The organism is Paenibacillus forsythiae T98 (assembly GCF_000520735.1).
In the GTDB taxonomy this organism is placed as follows: Bacteria; Bacillota; Bacilli; order Paenibacillales; family Paenibacillaceae; genus Paenibacillus_AQ; species Paenibacillus_AQ forsythiae.
In genome coordinates this window covers 1-17,130 of the sequence record NZ_ASSC01000362.1, presented here as the reverse complement: position 1 = coordinate 17,130, position 17,130 = coordinate 1, and the positions used below count along the sequence as shown (strand labels likewise).

The window sequence follows — 17,130 nt, the reverse complement described above, 5'->3', positions numbered from 1 at the left end:
CCCCCAGCCGCAAACGGCTCGTCCATAAGCAGAACTTCGGGGTCGTAGGCCAGGGCCCGGGCTATGGCCACCCGCTGCTTCATCCCGCCCGACAGCTCATAAGGGTAACGGTCCGCATAGTTGGCCAGACCCACAAGCTCCAGAAACCGGTCGCTGATGTCTTTCCGGTCTTTTTTGGGAACCTTCTTGATTTCAAGGCCGAACTCCACGTTGCGGCGGACCGTCCGCCATGGAAACAAGGCGTAGCCCTGCATAACGATTCCCCGGTCCAGAGCGGGACCATTAATTTTCTTTCCGTCAATATACAGTTCGCCTTGGGTCGGTGTGGCAAGCCCGGCTATAAGATCCAGCAGTGTCGATTTTCCGCAGCCGCTGGGTCCTACAATCGTCAGGAATTCACCGGGTCTTACTTCCAGATCCACATCCTGTAGTGCGGTGAACAGCTTCTTCTCTTCATCCTTGTTCTGCCGGATCGAATATCTGCGGGTTACCCCGGACACCTTGATTTTCGCTTCAGTTGCCGCCATTTCCCATTCTCCTTTCGTTATCCAATGCGAGCTGCTATGCTTGCCGAATCGTCAATATAAGTGAACGGGTCCTGCTCATACCAGCTGTCCCGGTAAGGCAGTCTCGTGTTGCTGCCAAGATTTCTGTTGAATGCCGGATTCTTCAGAATACGGCTGACCCGCGTAGCTACCTCATACACGCCCTTGTAACCCAGGTAATCGTCGCTTTGTCCAAACAGCGGGAAGATCGGATAACCCTGCTTGGCTGCGGAGCCGTTAACACCGATGTGGCCGACGAACAAGTCCGGAGTGATCTTGCTGAGCAGATTGGCCTGCTCGAATACTTGGCCCGAGCCGATATTAAAGATCGCTTTTTCCGAATTCGGCACATCCTCCATATATTCATCCAGGAGAATCTCGCCGTATTTGTCGAAATGGTAGCCTCTAAGACCCAGGATTTCAAATCCGAGATTATGCAGCAGTTCGGCCGTGGTCAGTATCCGGACCTCGCCGCCGGTGAGAAACGCCGTTTTCCCTTTGAACTCGGCTTTAAACGGTTCAATCGCCTTGTTCAGCTCTGCGGTCTCCGACGCAATCAGATTCTCGGCCTGCTCTTCGATTCCGAAGAAGGAGGCGATATCCCGCAGCCATTTATTCGTATTGGCAATGCCGATCGGAATCGTCCGCAGCACATAAGGAATGCCGTACATTTGCTTGAAATGCTCCACGAAATAATCATCATGCGTTGCGCAGATGCTCACATTGAGAGCCGCTTCATGAGCATAGGTAAAATCATCGGGATGCGAGTAGGAAGGCAGAATCCGCACGTTAAGATCAAGCGCCTTAAGCAATCGCACCAGTTCCTCCTCATCAATGCGGCTCATCGATCCGACATTGAGCAGATTAACCGTTTTGCTGATTTTGGCCTGATGCTCGGCTTCCTCCTCCGGCGTGCGAACGACAACCGGCTTCGAGTCTTTGTCTTCACCGACCAGATTGCGGATCAGCCCGTGGTACACGGAATCATAGGCGGTTGCCTGAATTTTCGTCTTGAAGCCCTCGCAGTGAATCGGAACGATCTTGGCCGATACCTGCTTCTGCAAATCGTCCAGAATACCGTCGATATCGTCGCCAATCAGGGCTGGCACGCAGCTGTTGAATACAAGAATGGCGCTCGGACGGAATTCCCGCTCGGCCTTGAGCACGGCCTGACGCAGCTTGGCCTCGCCTCCGCTGATTACATCCACTTCGCTAAGATTCGTATTAATCCAGCGCAGGCCAAGCGCCGAGTCCTGACGAAGCTTCTGGAATACTTTATTAATCCCGGCGTTCTGGATCAGATTGCCGCCGCAGCCTATCGGACTGTGGATAACCATAATCGCATCTCTGAGCGAGCTGATCATGCCAAGGCTGAGGTTAAGCTGGCAGCCCTGGGTTTGGGAGAAGGTGCGTTTGCTGGCATAAAGGCAGCCTTTCTTGGAATCCTTGGACAGATCGCCGCAGGTTCCTCCATAAGCCTGGCAGGCCATCAGACGATCTTCACGCACCGGCGGTACTTTATGTTTGATATAATCCACTTTCGCAAACCTCCTAAATGATATGATTGTGATGCTATCCGCTTGTTAACGATGTGCGACAACCAGACTCAGAACATCCTCGGCAAGAGTCAATCCGCCAGTATATCCGGCATACGCCCGATTCAACACGACACGGTTGGAGATCGGATAAGTGACCGGCAGCAGCGGCACCTTGAATTGTTCCGCCGTGTCGCGTTCCATGACGCTTCCCAGAATAACGCCGGGCGCAAAGCCCTTATGATATTTTTGCCCCTGGTTCTGCGGCCAGTGACGGTTGATATGTCCTACCACGCTTGAGGCATCCTCATCGAATACAACTTCCGGACGCAGCCCGGATTCGTAATCACCGAAGGTAGCGAGCACCCGTTCCTTCTGCTCCTCTCCCAGAATGTCGGTAATCACAACCAGTTCTGGCAGCCAGCCGATATCGTCGGCGAGAAACCGCGTTATCGCCTGGGTGTAATTGGGATCGCCGACCACAGTCGCATAACGCTGGAAATCCAGGTCGTTGTACACATCGGCCAGACGCTCCAGGTACGGATAATAGGCTTTTCTCTCCTCCTGGATCAATCTCTCGATCTTCAGCTCATCGACGCCGAGAGCCTTGCCCACTGTACGGAGGAAACGCGAAGTCCCGTGATCGCCGATCGGCAATTGAACCGTCAGGTAAGGAACGCCATGCACCTCTTCGAATACTTTGGCCGCTTCGATCCCGTAGGAGTCCGACACGACGATGTTGAGGCTCGCCTTGGCGGCATTTTTCAAATTGTCCAGAGTCTCGCCCTGGCCGAAGAACGTGTTGGTCTCGAAGCCCAGCTTCTTGAGCAGCGCCTTCAGTACGCCGAGATTGCCTTTCCAGAACACGTCCTGCATGGGAACCACGCCCCACAAATTCACCGTGCCCGGGTCTTTTACCGTAGTCTTCTCTACAAAATCGCGGAACAGCGTCTCAAGAACCAGCTCGTAGCCATAATAAGAATTTCCTTTGAAGCTGACCGTTTCCGCTGCCAGCACCGGTAATTTTCCGCCCTTGAAGCGTTTGGTTACCGCATGAACATTGTCGCCGATCATTTCAACCATGCAGCCTGTAACGACAAAATATAAATCCCCGTCCATGACCTTCAGCGTGTTCTCGATCTGCTCCTGCAGCCGGCCTTCGCCGCCGAATACAATGTCCCGTTCGGACACGTTGGAGCTTGGGAGCGCTTGTCCGCCGCAATAATTGCCGCCGTTGTAACCCGACGCTCCGCTCAAGGCTCCCGCCAGGTTGCCTCCGCAGCCGGACGAGGAATGAAGAATCGGAATCGCCCGTGGCAATGACTGGATGGTGCCGATCGCGCCGCCAAGGGCGCATACGTAACGCGGTCTTTCAATGACTTTACTCATGACAATCCTCCTGTTTGCGCCGGTTCCTGAAACAATACGGTGGACAAGTAGCGTTCGCCGGTATCCGGCAGCAATACGACAATATTTTTACCCTTGTTCTCTTTCCGTTTAGCCAACTGAGAGGCCGCAAAGACAGCCGCGCCCGAGGAGATGCCAACCAGCAGTCCTTCCGTGCTGGCCAGCTCCCGCGCCGTTACCAGCGCTTCTTCGTTGCGCACCTTGTACACCTCGTCGATGACTTCCCGGTTCAAAATGAGCGGAACGAATCCGGCGCCAAGCCCCTGAATTTTGTGCGGACCGGGATTTCCGCCCGAGAGAACCGGAGAATCAAACGGCTCCACAGCCACAATCTGCACATTCGGATTCCGTTCTTTCAGCACTTCGCCCACTCCGGTTATCGTTCCTCCGGTTCCGACTCCGCTGACGAAGATATCTACTTTACCATCCGTATCCCGCCAAATTTCCTCGGCAGTTGTCTGACGGTGAATTTTAGGATTGGCCGAATTATTGAACTGTTGCAGAATGAAGGAATTCGGGGTGATCGCCGCCAGCGCCTCCGCCTTGCGTACAGAGCCTTTGATGCCCTCTGCTCCGGGGGTCAATACCAGCTCCGCGCCCAGCGCCTTCAGCAGATTGCGCCGCTCCAGACTCATGGTGTCCGGCATGGTCAGGATCAGCCGGTATCCGCGGGCCGCAGCTACAAATGCAAGCGCGATTCCGGTATTGCCGCTTGTAGGCTCTATCAGAACGGTGCCGGGACCGATCAGGCCCTGCTCCTCCGCATCCTTGATCATCGCGTAGCCGATCCGGTCCTTTACGCTTCCTGCCGGATTGAAGTATTCCAGCTTTGCAATTACCGACGCACCAAGCTTATGTTCCTCGCTGAAAGCTTTGAGCTCCAACAGCGGAGTATTGCCAATCAGATCCGTCAGTTTACTAGCGATTCTTGTCATTCCATGTTCCTCCATTTCAATTGGCACTACAAAAGTTGCAGGTTAAAAAAGAGACTTGTCCCGGCCATGAATGGTCAAGTCAAGCCTCCAGTGAACTGGTTGGCATGAAAATAAATGAAAATAGCAATGAATGTGATATTAATCACATATTGGCGGATTAAAAAAGGAAGCTAAGCGCTCCAAAAGGTGTAGGAGGCTCAGCTTCCGGTTAACCGGTCAGCTTATTGCTCAATTCATATTATTTCAATGTGAATTAATGGATAATGTGGATTATAGAGAAGATTGCCCGGTCTGTCAATGAACTTTTTTCAATTTTTTCAATTTTGCTTTCAGCTAAAGGAAATTCCGAAAATATCGCGAAATACTAGGCAAACTAAACAGAAGAGGTGTCACTATGCACTCATGGGCTTATCCCTTGGGAACATTTATTCCGGAAGAGCAGCCAACTGCGGAGCACCGTGAGCAATGGATGGAGGACATTGCCTGCATACCGGACCTGCTTCGGTCGACTGTGCGCAATCTAACTCCCGAACAGCTGCTCACACCCTATCGGCCCGGCGGCTGGAATGTCCGGCAGGTTGTGCATCATTTGGCCGATAACGATATGAATGCCTATATTCGTTTTAAACGGGCCTTAACGGAAAATGCCCCTGTCGCCGGTTCGTATCGGGAAGATTTATGGGCGGAACTGGGCGATTATCAAGCGACGCCTGTCGAAAGCTCACTAATTCTTCTCGATTCGCTGCACCAGCGGTTTGTCGTCCTGCTTCGCTCACTGGCGCCGGAGCAATTTCAACGCACTTTTACGAGTCCGACTCATGGTGAAATGACACTGAATACGGCCATGCAAAGGTACGCTTGGCACGGGAGACATCATATCGCGCAAATCGAATCGCTAATAGATCGAATGGGCTGGGTCAAAGATACATCTTCCGGCAATCCGACAATTCTATGACAATCGTTGAGCAAAGCTTGAGCATCAGAGATTTTGTGGCGGAGGACTAGATGGACGTACACGAGGGGGACACCTGAGAGAACATATGTACTATGGCGGTTTGGAGGTTCAGCGTTTCCTGCGCCAGCGCTTCATCGTCACTTCCGTCTTGAATCCGATCGCTTCGTAGAAAGGCTGCACCGGACCCGTATACGCCTTGACCGCACACATTGCTCTCAGCCGGTTCAAGCCTTCATAGATGACCGCCCTGCCCAGACCGAGCCGCCGGTAATCCACGTGAGTGCCAACAGGCTCAAGCATACCGATCCGGTTGCTGTCGTCCCAAAATATATTGCAGAAGGACACCACCTCCCCCCGTCCGTTGACGGCGGCCAAATCCAGCTCGGGGCGGTAGCCGGGCGCCTTCCGCAGCTCTCCGTAAGATTCCAGCGTCCATTTCGCGTCTTCCGTATGCGGATAGTTAAAAGCCATAATATGGCCGACAGCCTTATCCCGGTCACTCAGGCTCTGCCCGTCATGCAACGCAAATCCCGGCGGCAATTCCGCAGTAAAGTCCCGGTCCAGTTCAATCGAAACGACCGTATCGCCTCCGGGCGCCTGCACATATCCCCTGTCCTTGACCAGCGCCTCCAGGCTTGACATAAACTCGGGAATAACCAAATGAATAACGTTGTTATGCGAAATATTATGATCCGCCAGCACTTCGTAATAATCCAGCATTTCGGCCACCAGGCTCTCGTGCGGATGCAGAGTATCCAGCTGAAAATACATATCCCCATCCAGGCAAGCGACACCGGCAAGCTGACCGCTTTCATCCTCCCACAGTCCAACCTGCCGTTCCCACTCTTCAAGCCTCCCGTTCCTTGCTTCCCCGAAAAAAATCTCGAACTCCCAGCGGTCGATCAACCAGCTGTTCGGCCGCTTCAGCCTGGAATAGCTGTCCATGAGAAACCGGCGCACCTTCATCATATCTTCCCGCCGGTAGCCGCGGTATTTTAAATTCATGTAAATTCCTCCCCTCTCATGTTCCAGCATACCGCCGGCTTGAGCATTCGTATATTCCGACAACGGGTATAACGGTTCTTGCCTTATGAACAAGAAAGCGAGCGGCTTTCCGCCGCCCGCCCGAAATCAGGACTTGGCGTATACGATTTTTTTGATCGTTTCCTGGGACAATCCATAGATCTCCGCCAACCGGGTAATGGATATTCCATGATGAAAGCGATTGCGTATTTCCTCGTTGCGTGTCCGATAGTAAGCAGCCCCTCCCGAATTCTCTCCCCATTTTTTCCGCGGTCCATGGCACTTGGGGATATAGAGAATTCCTCCATCCACATACCGCTGAATCTCTTTGAGCAGTTCCTTCGGAAGAATTTCATCGGCTTTCAAATATTTCATACGGCTCCCGCTCCTTAAAATAAAGAATGATATTTTAAGGGCAAAGCCGGCGGGTATAAACCGCTGTCACAACCATACAGGCGAATAATCACCGCTCCATGCAAGCTTCGCCTTGTTTATACCGCAGGCTTTGCATGGAGCGTAAATGAGTACGAAATCAATAATCTGGTACATTTCCCTCACCCCCTTGACGCCCGACTCTTTCGATAACCGCTCCGGATACGCGCCCTTCATTTGAAGCATTCGATGCGGCCGTCCTGCGGCGCGCGGCTTAGCTGGTATTGCTTTGGCGTAATGCCAAACTGTCTCTTAAACAAGGCGATGAAGTGAGATATATTATCGTAGTTCAGGTGCATCGCAGCCTCCGTAACCGTGCGCTCCAGCAGCAGCTGCCTGGCGAGCTTCATTTTCTCACGGGTAATGTATTCGAGCGGCGCCAGACCCGTTATGTTTTTGAAGAGATGTGTAAAATGAGTGTGCGACATATTGTAGCTGCCCGCCAGCTCTTTCACCGACGCAATGGTCAGCAATTGCTCGTGAATATCGCGGATCGCGCGGAATACGGGATGCTTGCTGTCGTTGTGCAGGTTTAGCCGGAAGGCCCGGATGCGCAGCAGATGATAAGCCAGCTCCTGCGCCGCAAGGTCGACAAGAAAGAATTTGCTCTCTCCGGAGTAGGCCATGTAAGTCTTCATCCTGCCGACCGCCTTAACCACAGGGTCCATCTCTTCGCTCTTCAGTCCGCACCGTACGACATCCCCGGCGGTCGCTTTCTCCTCAAGCCCGAATTCCTCCCCCACCACCGGCTCCAGGCGTTCGATCAGCTCGTCGCCCAGCTCGAATACAAGCGCTTTCGTCGGGCGTTCTATGGACATTTCGACGGAGGAGTGCGGCGGGAGCAGAATCATTTCGTCACGCCCGTACTGAAAGCTCTCCGTTTGATTGATCCGCACCTCCTTCTCCCCATCCAGAATCGTGCACAGCTTCGAGCATTCGTAGGAAGCGTACTGCTCGTAGTAATGCTCCGGCAGATCATAATATAGAATCCGGATCAAATCGGTTTGAAATCCGTAATGCAATTCGTCGTACCGGCTAAAGCTCTTCAAAAGCTTCTCCATGCGTCCCTCCTGAAGTTTCGTGTATTTTTCCGCAGTTTCGGTTAGTTTTTTCGGGGGCAAAGCCTTATTTTAAATATTAGAGCAAGGATAACACAATATTTTCCAACCAACAAATAGCGAGGTGCCGAAATGACAGGTAAAGCGAAATTTATGATGCCGGGAATGAGTCTGATGGGTTCGGGAGCGCTGGCGGACGCGGGTGCAGAAATCGGCAAGCTTGGCTACAAAAAAGCGCTTGTCGTTACCGACAAGCCGCTCGTGGACATCGGAATAGCGGCCAGAGTCACGGACATGCTGACTCAAAATGGAATCGGCTCCGCTGTATACAGCGGAACGCAGCCGAACCCTACCGTGACGAATGTGCGTGAAGGTCTGCGGCTGTACAAGGATTCCGCGTGTGACTGCGTGATCTCTCTCGGCGGGGGATCGCCGCATGACTGCGCCAAGGGAATCGCCCTGCTGGCCGGGAACGGGGGAGAAATCGGAGATTATGAGGGCGTGGACATTTCCGCAGAGCCCGCAGCTCCGCTCATCGCCATCAATACAACGGCCGGAACGGCCAGCGAGATGACGATGTTCTGTATCATCACCGATGAGGAACGCCATATCAAGATGGCGATTGTCGACAAGCATACGACTCCGCTGATCGCGGTCAATGATCCCGACCTGATGATGGCGATGCCCAAATCCCTGACCGCCGCGACCGGCATGGATGCGCTGACGCATGCAATCGAAGCGTACGTCTCCATCAACGCCACTCCAATTACCGATGCTTGCGCTCTTAAAGCGATTAATCTGATCCGGGATTATCTCGTTCGGGCTGTGGACGACGGATCGGACAAGGAAGCGCGCGAGCAAATGGCCTACGCCGAGTTCCTGGCCGGCATGGCGTTCAACAACGCGGGCCTGGGCTATGTCCACGCCATGGCGCACCAGCTCGGAGGCTTCTACAATTTGCCGCACGGAGTCTGTAACGCCATCCTCCTGCCACATGTTGAGCGGTATAATCTGGCGAAGGCTTCGTCCCGGCTGAGGGATGTCGCCGAGGCGCTCGGACGGAATACGGAAGGCGACACTGACGAAGAAGGCGCGCTGCTTGCGCTTCAAGCCATTGAGGTGCTGGCGCAGCGGGTCGGCATCCCGTCCGGGCTGTCGGAGCTTGGCGTGAAGCGGGAGGACTTCCCGGTGCTGGCCGCCAATGCGCTTAAGGATGCATGCGGCGTGACCAATCCGGTTCAAGGCTCGCACGAAGAGATTATGGAAATTTTCGAGCACGCCATGTAATGATGTAAGCAGCACTTATACCCGCTCGTCCTCCTCTCTACCATATAGATGGACGAACCCATCCTCCGCTTGTGGGAGGGTGGGCTTTTTGGGCTTCATGCTTCGGCGCACGCTCCAAATAATAAAGATGGCCTTGCCGATCTTCTGAATTATAGCTCCTTCGCGCTTTAATACGCGTCGACTTTCCGCAGGAAACCATGCAGAGCTTCCTGCTCTTCGGGGGTCAGCCCGCCCGTAATCAGCTCTTCGGATTCCGCGAACAGCTCGTCGAACTCTCTAATTAGCTCTTTCCCCCGGGGAAGAACGAACAGCCGCTTTTGGCGCTCGTCTTCCGGGCTTACACGGCGTTCGATGAATCCTTTCCTCTCCAGACCTTGCAGCATGCTGGTGATGCTGGCCCCTCTGCGCTGGAAGACCTGCTCCAGATCCTTCTGGATAATGCCCTTCTCTTCATTCGCGGAGATATGCGAAATCATTCTGCCCTGCTGGGAATTCAGGCCATATTCGGCCAGCCGCTGGTCGGCCCTTCTTTTTAACCGGATACCGATGGAGCGGATCAAAGCTTCGAAATGACGATCATCAGCAGCTTATTGCCAAGGACCACCGCTCCGTACAGCACGGCGAGCGCAGGATGGTTCATTCGCAGCAGCAGAGCCGCCGGCAGGCCAAACATCAGAAGTTCCAGCAGTTGATGCAGCGGAGCCGGCAAAGCAAAAGTCGCCTTGGGAGCGCCCAGCAGTCCCCAGAGAACAGCCGCAGCCAGCGGCAGACCGATGCCAAGCGCCCTCTGACTCCATGCGCCCCACCCCAATCGGTAGCCATAGAACCCGTAAACGGTCAAGACCACCAGTTCCAGCACAAAACGAAGCCCAAGGTTAAACATCTTCAGCGTTTCAATCATGATACACTCATCTCCTGTCCTCTTGCTTGATGTAAAATCGCCTGTAAAAACAAAAACTAATGCTATTAGTTTAAATATAAACTAATAGCATTAGTTTTTCAAGTTTTTTTATTATCAGGTTTAGGGCCGACTCATGCGAGGCGATGTCCCGGCGTGCAGATTGGGCGGACGCCCTGCCCCTGACAGCGGGATCATTCCTGCCAGGGCGCAAGGCGAAACGGCCTCTGCCCTTGTCTTCGTCCCCTGCTCAGCCAAACTGCCAGGCCGTCAGGCTCAGGCTTCCCCATTGGTAGCTGCGGTGAAGCAGCTCCGCTGTCCGTGCACCATCCCCGCTTCCCATCGCCAGCAGCAACGGGATGAAATGCTCGCTCGTCGGCACAGCCCGCTCGGCGTATGGAGCAAGCTCCCGGTAGCGGAACAGCTCCTCCAGATTCCAGTCCTTCAGACGCTTCTCGATCCAGGTATCGAATTCGGCTGCCCAGGCATCCACGGATTCGGCTCCGGCGCCCCACTTGATCTGCCGCAGATTATGGACGATTCCTCCGCTGCCGATAATGAGAACGTCCTGCTCCCGCAGCTCGGCCAGCGCTTTTCCAATCTCATACTGCTGCGCATTGTCCAGATAACGGTTCACAGACAGCGCCACGACGGGAATGTCCGCATTCGGATAGATTAGCTTAAGCACGGCCCAGGAGCCGTGATCAAGCCCCCGGTCCGTATCCGGTACAGCTGGAATCCCCGCGCCGTTGAGCAGCGACAGCACCTGTTCGCTAAGCGAAGCGTCCCCGGAGGCCGGATACGTCATCCGGTACATTTCCTCCGGAAATCCGGAGAAATCATAGATCGTACCGTGCGTGTCAACCGCGCTGACCTGCTGAACCGTATGCTCCCAGTGGGCCGAGAAGATCACAATGGCTTTCGGCTTACGCGGCAGCGTGGCGGCAAAATTTTTCAGAAATGAGGTATATTCATGATCTTCAATAACAAGCGAGGGCGCGCCATGCGCGAAAAAGTAAGACGGCATCATATCGGTTCACTCCTTTACATGTGAGTTAAGACTGTCTTCCCGTAAAAAGGTCAGCAATTCCTGGCGGTTCGCTCCGGTCACTTCATGCCCGCAAGGGTAGGTCCGGAAGATCACACGGTCGTTAAGAGAATTCAAATACGCCGCCGTCTCATGACCAATCTTGATAGGAAATACAGGATCAAATTCGCCGTGCGAGATAAAAATGGACATGTTCGTAACACTCTGCAGCGGATATTCCGTTTTGACGAAATCGGGGACATAACCGTTTAGCGCCACGATCCCTTTGATTCTGTCACCCATAGTCAGCGCAAGCGTCATCGCGAGAATCGCCCCCTGGCTGAAGCCAAGCACGTAGCGCCGCTCGGGATCAACCGCATATTGTTCCGAAGCATATTCAATAAAAGCCTCCAGCCTGGCAACCGCCCGGTCGAACAGTTCGCGGATCGGATTCCCGAGACTTCTCAGCTCATAATATTGATAGCCCTGGCCCATGGGCAGGTCGCCGCGAATGCCGATCAGAATGAACTCATCTTTAAGCGGCTCCGCCAAACCCAGCAAATCCCGCTCGTTCGAGCCTTTCCCGTGAAGTGCGAACAGTACCGGATACCGCTCGCCTTCCTTATAGCCCTCCGGCAGCACAACGGTGTATTCGTAAGGAATATCCATCAGCTTTGCTCCCCTTTGTGAAAGAGCACGCGATCCAGAGACAGACCCGTCGAGCCGGCAACCGCCAGATACAGCGCGATCAGAATATAGGCCAAATCCAGCTCATATCCCGCCGATTGCCCATTGCCGAGCAGACCTGCAGGCAGCTTCGCGGTAAAGATTGCGCCGAGGAGCACGATAATCAGCAGCAGCGATACATAGCGGGTGAGCAGACCCAGGATCAGCATAATTCCGCCAATTAGTTCAATGCCCGCCACGACATAAGCCATAAAGCCGGGAATGCCGATACTGTCGAACCATCCCGCAACGTTGCCAAGCCCCATTTGCAGCTTGCTGATTCCGTGAGCCAGAAATAAAATGCCGAATACCACTCTCATCAAAATCGTCACCGTGTTTTTCATTATTCATTTCTCCCTTCAAAATATAAGTAATATAAATATTTGTTTTGTGTAAATAAACATAATCGAAAAAATGCAGTTTGTCAATAAAAATATAGTTACTGACTATTTGTAATCTGTTAACTGATTTTCCGAGTGTTTGTCCGATTTTGTCCCTCCTGCCGCCGCCAAAAATGATAAAATATTTGAATATACATAACTTCAAGCGAGGTGACCGCCTGTGGATATCGGTTCCACGATCCGCGCCATACGCAAGCGCAAAAATATTACCATCGCCCAAATATGCGAGCAGACCGGGCTGTCGCAAGGGTTCATGAGCCAGGTCGAGACCAATAAAACCTCTCCGTCCATCGCGACGCTCGAAAGCATAGCCCTGGCGCTCAATGTCCCGCTGGCCTACCTGCTGCTGCAAAAAGAAGAGAAAATGCATATCGTGAGGAGCCATGAGCGCCCGCAGACCTCCAGCGGACCTGAGCAATTAAAGGTATTTCATCTGGGAAGAACGAAAAATATGCGGATGGTGCTGGTCGAGTTCCCGCCTGGCGCCTCCACCGGCGAAGCGCCCCGCGCCCACGAAGGCGAGGAGACGCATCTGGTTGTCAGGGGGAAGATTCTGGCCGAGCAAGGGGAAGATTCGGCGGTGCTGGAAGAAGGCGACGCATTCAGCTGGAACGCCTGTACTCCCCACAAGGTCCGGAATATCGGGGAGGATACCGCCCTTGTGCTGGTCGCCGTATATACCGAGGAGCAGGAGGACTGGAAGCTGATGTAACGGATGGCTGAATATGCGGCGGTGAAGTAATTGTGAAAAAAGCGGCTGGACGAAAGTTAAAATTCTGTTATTATGATAATGATTCTCATTATCATAATAAGGAGTGCCTGATCCATGCTGCCTTCGAAACTATCCCCGGCGTCCGGGATCGGACGCTGGACACTGCATTTGCACCATGCAGAGCTCACTCATGTCAAGCCTGCCCGGAAACTGACCCAGTTGATGGTCACTCAGACCACAATTCTTGTTCTGCTGGAAGGCGAATGCCTTCTTAAAAAAGGTAAATCCGCTTCCCGCATGCGAATGGATACGGTATATATCATCCATCCCGAGAGCACTTATCAGCTGATGGCGGAGGGGGATTCCCCGCTTGTCGCCGTTCTCCGCGTCAGCCTATACGAGCCTGCCTGCGGTCAATCCGGATGGCTTAAGGCCATAACGGGCGAGGCGCTTCTCCTCCTTCCCGAAGAAGCGCCATTTCATGCCCAGGGTGTTCCCGGCGACCGCTGCCGGGCCATCTGCGCTTACCTCCGTTCCGGCGATCCCCTGCTCGGACTGCGCGCGCAGATCGAGACGATGGAACTGCTGATTGAAGCCTCCTCCTCCGCTGGCGCCGGCCGGAAGGACGACGACGGACTGGACCGGGCCAAGCGCTACATCGAGGAGCATCCTGCCGAGCCTATGAGCATACATCAGCTGGCCGGGCTTGCCGGGCTAAGCTCCAGGCATTTTTCCGAATGCTTCAAGAAAGCCTACGGCAAAAGCCCGCACGAATATATTACCGGGGTGCGTCTTTCCAAAGCCAAGCGGCTGATGCTCCGCTCCGGGCGCAAGCTGAAGGATATTGCCCATGAGGTCGGATACGTGGACGAGTTCTATTTCAGCCGCGTATTCAAGAAAGAATTCGGCTTCTCCCCCTCGCACTACATAAGCAGGCGCAAGCGCAAAATCGCCGCCTATGGCTCCGCGTCCACCTTGGGCTATTTGCTCCCGCTCGATCTGCTGCCTTACGCGGCTCCGCTGCATCCCAAATGGACCGACTATTATTTGAAACGCTACGGCGCGGATATTCCCTGTCATCTCGACTACGGCCTGTCGGACGAATCCGATGACTCCGCCATCGCCCTGGTGGCGGAGTCGCAGCCCGAGCTGATTCTGTGTCCGTCCGGAACGGGCGGATGGGAGCAAAGCCGGCTGTCGGCCATCGCGGAAACGCTCGTTCTCCCTTCCGACACGGCGGGCGCCTGGAGAAGCGGTCTTCGCCGCCTGGCAAGAACCATGGGCATGGAGACCGAGGCCGAAAGCTGGATCGCGGATTTTGACCGGCGCACCAAGCTGGCCCGAACAGAAATCGCCGGGGACGAGGGCGCTCCTTCCGTTCTGTTCGTGCGAATGGTCAGGAACCGGCTGTGCGGCCTGGGGTCGGAAGGCATTCTCGATTTTGCGTACAACGAGCTTGGCCTCCGGCGGCCGCTATGCGCTCCTCCCGACGGAAATCTCAAAGCGGCCGTCAACCTCAAGGATCTTGATGCGGACGATGTGGATTTCGTATGCATTCTGGTCCGCCAGGACTCCGAAACGCTGGAGTATTGGAATCGTCTTACCCGTTCCCCGCAGTGGCGCTTACTCTCCGCTGTGCAAGAGCGGCGGATTCATCTTCTGTCCTCCAGCCCATGGAGAGAATATTCACCGACTTCACTTACGCGAATCAGGACGGAGCTTGTGTCGGAATTTGCTGAAAAAAAGTCCATGCCGAATCCTCTCTCTGTCTATGGCGGTTAAAGAGCGCCGCGTCTATCATAATGATTGAGAATAGTTCTCATTCATTATGAAGGGAGGCAAACAAAGATGAAGAAAGCTTTTCCCGGCATGATCCTTGCAGTTATCCTTGCAGTCCTTTCGGCCTGCGGAAATCAGTCAAGCGGAGGCGCGGCGGCAACTAGTCCAAGCGCTTCCCCCTCGCCTGCTGCGGAAGCTCCGGCTTCCAGTGAACCGGCAAGCGGCACAAGAACGATCAAATACCTTGACACCGAGTACACGGTTCCGGTCTCGGCGGAGCGAATTGTCATTACAGGCGCAATGGAGGCAATGGAGGACTCCATTCTGCTCGATATTCATCCGGCGGGAGCCATTTCGGTCGCCGGAAAATTCCCGCCGCTGTTCGCTTCCATTACGGATAAGGCGGAATCCATCGGGGAGAAGACCGAGCCTAATTTTGAGAAAATACTGTCCCTGAAACCCGATGTCATTCTGGCCACCACGAAGTTCGATGCGGCGGTGCTGGAGAAGCTGAAGCAGATCGCGCCGACCATTCCCTACTCCCATGTCTCAACGAATTGGGAAGCCAACCTGACCCTCCTTGGCGAGCTTAGCGGCAAAGAGGACAAGGCCTCCGGGCTGATCGCCAGCTACAAAGCCGACCTGGAGACGGCCAAAGGAACGCTGGGGGCACTGAGCGACAAGAAGGTGCTTCTCGTCCGCATTCGCGAAGGCGCAATTTGCATTTACGGCAAAGACCTGTACTTCAATCCCGTATTGTACGGAGAACTCGGTCTGAAGCTTCCTGATGAAATCGCGGCGGCCAAAAAGCAGGAAACGGTATCCATTGAAAAATTCGCGCAGATCAACCCCGATGTCCTGTTCATTCAATTCTCCGAGGACGAAAATCCGGAAGCGACCGGAGCCCTCGACGAGTTGCAGAAGAATCCGATCTTCCAGAGCCTGAATGCCGTGAAGAACGGCAAAGTGTTCGTCAACACCGTCGATCCGCTGGCGCAGGGCGGCACTGCGTACAGCAAAATCCAGTTCCTGAAAGCCTTCCTGGAAAAAACGAAATCCTGAATATAGGTGTTCACAATGACCAATCATTCCAAGCTGCCGGCGGTTATCCTCGCGATAGCGCCGGCAGCCGCATTATTGACGGTAGTCCTGTCCGTGCTGTACGGGACCAAGGATATTTCGGCCGCCGAGGTATGGCGGGCGGTCGTATCCTTCGATCCCGGCGATGTCAACCACCAGATCATTCTGCATTCCCGTTTGCCGAGAGCCTTGGGCGCGCTGCTTGTCGGAGCCTGCCTGGCCGTGTCCGGCGCGGTCATGCAGGGCATTACCCGCAACGACCTGGCCTCGCCTTCTCTACTGGGCGTGTCGGACGGCTCCATATTCGCGGTGACCCTGTGCATGATCTTCGCTCCGCAGCTCAGCGGAAGCGGCCTTATTCTGGTATCCATGACCGGCTCGCTGTTTGGGGCGGCGCTTGTATTCGGCATGGGCCATCTGTTGCCTGGCGGGAACGCTCCCGTAACGCTCGCCATCCTTGGCACGCTGACCGGCATGTTCCTTAACGGCTTGTCGGACGCAATCGCCATGTACTATCACATTCCGCAAGCCGTCAGCTTCTGGTACAACGCCCGGCTGTATCAGATCGATCCCGGGCTGATCCGGCTGTCCTTGCCGTTCGCGGCGGCGGGTCTGGCGCTGCTGATGGTGCTGTCCAGGTCCATCTCCGCGCTCTCGCTCGGGGATGAAGTGTCGGCGGGACTCGGACAGCGCGTCAGGCTTGTCAGGGGCTTCACGATGCTGGCCGTGGCGCTCTTGTCCGGCATTTCGGTCGCGCTTGCGGGCAAAATCGCATTCGTCGGCCTGATCGTCCCCCATATCGCCAAAATGCTGGGCGGAAGCGACTACCGCCGGAGCATCCCGCTTTCCGGCGTGCTCGGCGGATTGTTTCTCGCTTTCTGCGACATTTTGTCACGGTTCATCAATTTCCCGTTCGAGACGCCGATCGGTGTCGTCACCGCCTTGTTCGGCGTTCCTTTTTTCCTCTATCTGATCCGGAGAAAGGGAGGCAAGAGCCATGCATAGAGAATCCCTTCCCCGTTATGGGGCGGTCCTCGCTTCCGGCCTGGCCGCCATCGCCCTGTTCGTCATTCTCGGACTTACGAATGGAGAAATGCATTTATCCGTTTCAGAGGTGCTCTCCTCGCTGCTAGGAATATCGAAGCAGCCGGAGCATCACCTCGTTATCTTCGGGTTCAGACTGCCGCGAATCGTGCTTGGAGCGATTCTGGGGCTTGCGCTGGGCATCTCCGGAGCGGCGGTTCAGAGCCTGACCCGCAACAGCCTTGCCGATCCCGGCATTCTCGGCATCAATGCCGGGGCGGGAATGTTTGTCGTCCTGTTCATGTAT

20 protein-coding genes are annotated in these 17,130 nt (G+C 54.6%); 7 read left to right on the top strand and 13 right to left on the bottom strand.

All coding sequences use genetic code 11. From position 1 onward, the window contains the following. The 4 genes from L692_RS0111630 to cysK all read right to left on the bottom strand — a co-directional run. On the bottom strand, positions 1-527 hold a 527-nt coding region (locus L692_RS0111630; protein ID WP_156940404.1), incomplete at its 3' end, for an ABC transporter ATP-binding protein. Positions 528-544: 17 nt separating this feature from the next. Beyond that, complete coding sequence (locus L692_RS0111625; protein WP_025700013.1) at positions 545-2,083, bottom strand: nitrogenase component 1; 1,539 nt, start codon at positions 2,081-2,083, stop codon at positions 545-547. A 45-nt stretch (positions 2,084-2,128) separates the two neighbouring features. Then, complete coding sequence (locus L692_RS0111620; protein WP_025700011.1) at positions 2,129-3,469, bottom strand: nitrogenase component 1; 1,341 nt, start codon at positions 3,467-3,469, stop codon at positions 2,129-2,131. Continuing rightward, positions 3,466-4,422 carry a cysteine synthase A gene (cysK, locus tag L692_RS0111615; RefSeq protein WP_025700009.1) on the bottom strand — a complete coding sequence of 319 codons (957 nt, stop codon included), beginning with the start codon at positions 4,420-4,422 and terminating at the stop codon, positions 3,466-3,468. Before cysK ends, L692_RS0111620 begins: the two co-directional genes overlap by 4 nt. A 394-nt stretch (positions 4,423-4,816) precedes the next feature. On the opposite strand from cysK, the gene L692_RS0111610 reads away from it, so the two are divergent. Continuing rightward, positions 4,817-5,377 carry a YfiT family bacillithiol transferase gene (locus tag L692_RS0111610; protein WP_025700006.1) on the top strand — a complete coding sequence of 187 codons (561 nt, stop codon included), beginning with the start codon at positions 4,817-4,819 and terminating at the stop codon, positions 5,375-5,377. A gap of 108 nt (positions 5,378-5,485) precedes the next feature. Here L692_RS0111610 and L692_RS0111605 read toward each other — a convergent pair whose 3' ends face one another. The 4 genes from L692_RS0111605 to L692_RS0111590 form a co-directional block, all read right to left on the bottom strand. Beyond that, positions 5,486-6,382 (bottom strand): GNAT family N-acetyltransferase, encoded by an 897-nt coding sequence (locus L692_RS0111605; protein ID WP_025700003.1) that lies wholly within the window; start codon positions 6,380-6,382, stop codon positions 5,486-5,488. Between the two features lie 126 nt (positions 6,383-6,508). Continuing rightward, a complete protein-coding gene (locus tag L692_RS0111600; RefSeq protein ID WP_025700001.1) occupies positions 6,509-6,775 on the bottom strand; it encodes a CD3324 family protein in 267 nt (88 codons plus the stop codon). Between the two features lie 66 nt (positions 6,776-6,841). Further along, positions 6,842-7,018 carry a hypothetical protein gene (locus L692_RS31785; protein ID WP_156940402.1) on the bottom strand — a complete coding sequence of 59 codons (177 nt, stop codon included), beginning with the start codon at positions 7,016-7,018 and terminating at the stop codon, positions 6,842-6,844. Next, on the bottom strand, positions 7,006-7,893 hold the full coding sequence (locus L692_RS0111590; protein ID WP_025699999.1) for a helix-turn-helix domain-containing protein: 888 nt from the start codon (positions 7,891-7,893) through the stop codon (positions 7,006-7,008). Before L692_RS0111590 ends, L692_RS31785 begins: the two co-directional genes overlap by 13 nt. 129 nt (positions 7,894-8,022) lie before the next feature. On the opposite strand from L692_RS0111590, the gene yiaY reads away from it, so the two are divergent. Beyond that, positions 8,023-9,177 (top strand): L-threonine dehydrogenase, encoded by a 1,155-nt coding sequence (yiaY, locus tag L692_RS0111585; protein WP_025699997.1) that lies wholly within the window; start codon positions 8,023-8,025, stop codon positions 9,175-9,177. 167 nt (positions 9,178-9,344) lie between these two features. Here the strand turns inward: yiaY and L692_RS0111580 are convergent, their stop codons facing one another. From L692_RS0111580 to L692_RS0111560, 5 genes are all read right to left on the bottom strand, one after another. After that, positions 9,345-9,737: a MarR family winged helix-turn-helix transcriptional regulator gene (locus L692_RS0111580; protein WP_025699995.1), complete on the bottom strand. Its 393-nt coding sequence runs from the start codon at positions 9,735-9,737 to the stop codon at positions 9,345-9,347. After that, positions 9,734-10,078, bottom strand: a complete 345-nt coding sequence (locus tag L692_RS0111575) for a YrdB family protein (protein WP_036723311.1) — start codon at positions 10,076-10,078, stop codon at positions 9,734-9,736. The genes L692_RS0111580 and L692_RS0111575 overlap by 4 nt, the downstream gene beginning before the upstream one ends. Before the next feature lie 247 nt (positions 10,079-10,325). Then, positions 10,326-11,105, bottom strand: coding sequence for a DODA-type extradiol aromatic ring-opening family dioxygenase (locus L692_RS0111570; protein WP_025699991.1), 780 nt, complete (start codon positions 11,103-11,105; stop codon positions 10,326-10,328). Positions 11,106-11,111: 6 nt separating this feature from the next. Then, positions 11,112-11,771, bottom strand: a complete 660-nt coding sequence (locus L692_RS0111565; RefSeq protein ID WP_025699989.1) for an alpha/beta hydrolase — start codon at positions 11,769-11,771, stop codon at positions 11,112-11,114. Further along, on the bottom strand, positions 11,771-12,172 hold the full coding sequence (locus L692_RS0111560; protein ID WP_025699988.1) for a DoxX family protein: 402 nt from the start codon (positions 12,170-12,172) through the stop codon (positions 11,771-11,773). Before L692_RS0111560 ends, L692_RS0111565 begins: the two co-directional genes overlap by 1 nt. A gap of 217 nt (positions 12,173-12,389) precedes the next feature. Here L692_RS0111560 and L692_RS0111555 point away from each other — a divergent pair, with 217 nt between their 5' ends. From L692_RS0111555 to L692_RS28545, 5 genes are all read left to right on the top strand, one after another. After that, positions 12,390-12,941: a helix-turn-helix domain-containing protein gene (locus L692_RS0111555; protein ID WP_025699987.1), complete on the top strand. Its 552-nt coding sequence runs from the start codon at positions 12,390-12,392 to the stop codon at positions 12,939-12,941. A 114-nt stretch (positions 12,942-13,055) separates the two neighbouring features. After that, the gene (locus tag L692_RS28550) at positions 13,056-14,723 is read left to right on the top strand and encodes an AraC family transcriptional regulator (RefSeq protein ID WP_025699986.1); all 1,668 of its coding nucleotides are present in this window, start codon (positions 13,056-13,058) and stop codon (positions 14,721-14,723) included. A gap of 66 nt (positions 14,724-14,789) precedes the next feature. Further along, positions 14,790-15,782, top strand: coding sequence for an ABC transporter substrate-binding protein (locus L692_RS0111545; RefSeq protein ID WP_025699984.1), 993 nt, complete (start codon positions 14,790-14,792; stop codon positions 15,780-15,782). 15 nt (positions 15,783-15,797) lie between these two features. Then, entirely contained in the window at positions 15,798-16,805 is a 1,008-nt protein-coding gene (locus L692_RS0111540) for a FecCD family ABC transporter permease (protein ID WP_025699981.1), read from the top strand. After that, a partial coding sequence (locus L692_RS28545; RefSeq protein WP_036723309.1) for an iron chelate uptake ABC transporter family permease subunit occupies positions 16,798-17,130 on the top strand: 333 nt, incomplete at its 3' end. The genes L692_RS0111540 and L692_RS28545, both read left to right, overlap by 8 nt.

What these genes read in the sequence shown, in the direction of transcription:
- L692_RS0111545 (WP_025699984.1), top strand. Translation starts at nt 14,790, where the DNA reads ATGAAGAAAGCTTTTCCCGGCATGATCCTTGCAGTTATCCTTGCAGTC.
- L692_RS0111620 (WP_025700011.1), bottom strand. Translation starts at nt 3,469, where the DNA reads ATGAGTAAAGTCATTGAAAGACCGCGTTACGTATGCGCCCTTGGCGGC.
- L692_RS0111590 (WP_025699999.1), bottom strand. Translation starts at nt 7,893, where the DNA reads ATGGAGAAGCTTTTGAAGAGCTTTAGCCGGTACGACGAATTGCATTAC.
- L692_RS0111575 (WP_036723311.1), bottom strand. Translation starts at nt 10,078, where the DNA reads ATGATTGAAACGCTGAAGATGTTTAACCTTGGGCTTCGTTTTGTGCTG.
- L692_RS0111565 (WP_025699989.1), bottom strand. Translation starts at nt 11,771, where the DNA reads ATGGATATTCCTTACGAATACACCGTTGTGCTGCCGGAGGGCTATAAG.
- L692_RS0111605 (WP_025700003.1), bottom strand. Translation starts at nt 6,382, where the DNA reads ATGAATTTAAAATACCGCGGCTACCGGCGGGAAGATATGATGAAGGTG.
- L692_RS0111540 (WP_025699981.1), top strand. Translation starts at nt 15,798, where the DNA reads ATGACCAATCATTCCAAGCTGCCGGCGGTTATCCTCGCGATAGCGCCG.
- yiaY (WP_025699997.1), top strand. Translation starts at nt 8,023, where the DNA reads ATGACAGGTAAAGCGAAATTTATGATGCCGGGAATGAGTCTGATGGGT.
- L692_RS0111570 (WP_025699991.1), bottom strand. Translation starts at nt 11,105, where the DNA reads ATGATGCCGTCTTACTTTTTCGCGCATGGCGCGCCCTCGCTTGTTATT.
- L692_RS0111560 (WP_025699988.1), bottom strand. Translation starts at nt 12,172, where the DNA reads ATGAAAAACACGGTGACGATTTTGATGAGAGTGGTATTCGGCATTTTA.
- L692_RS31785 (WP_156940402.1), bottom strand. Translation starts at nt 7,018, where the DNA reads ATGCTTCAAATGAAGGGCGCGTATCCGGAGCGGTTATCGAAAGAGTCG.
- L692_RS0111610 (WP_025700006.1), top strand. Translation starts at nt 4,817, where the DNA reads ATGCACTCATGGGCTTATCCCTTGGGAACATTTATTCCGGAAGAGCAG.
- L692_RS28550 (WP_025699986.1), top strand. Translation starts at nt 13,056, where the DNA reads ATGCTGCCTTCGAAACTATCCCCGGCGTCCGGGATCGGACGCTGGACA.
- L692_RS0111600 (WP_025700001.1), bottom strand. Translation starts at nt 6,775, where the DNA reads ATGAAATATTTGAAAGCCGATGAAATTCTTCCGAAGGAACTGCTCAAA.
- cysK (WP_025700009.1), bottom strand. Translation starts at nt 4,422, where the DNA reads ATGACAAGAATCGCTAGTAAACTGACGGATCTGATTGGCAATACTCCG.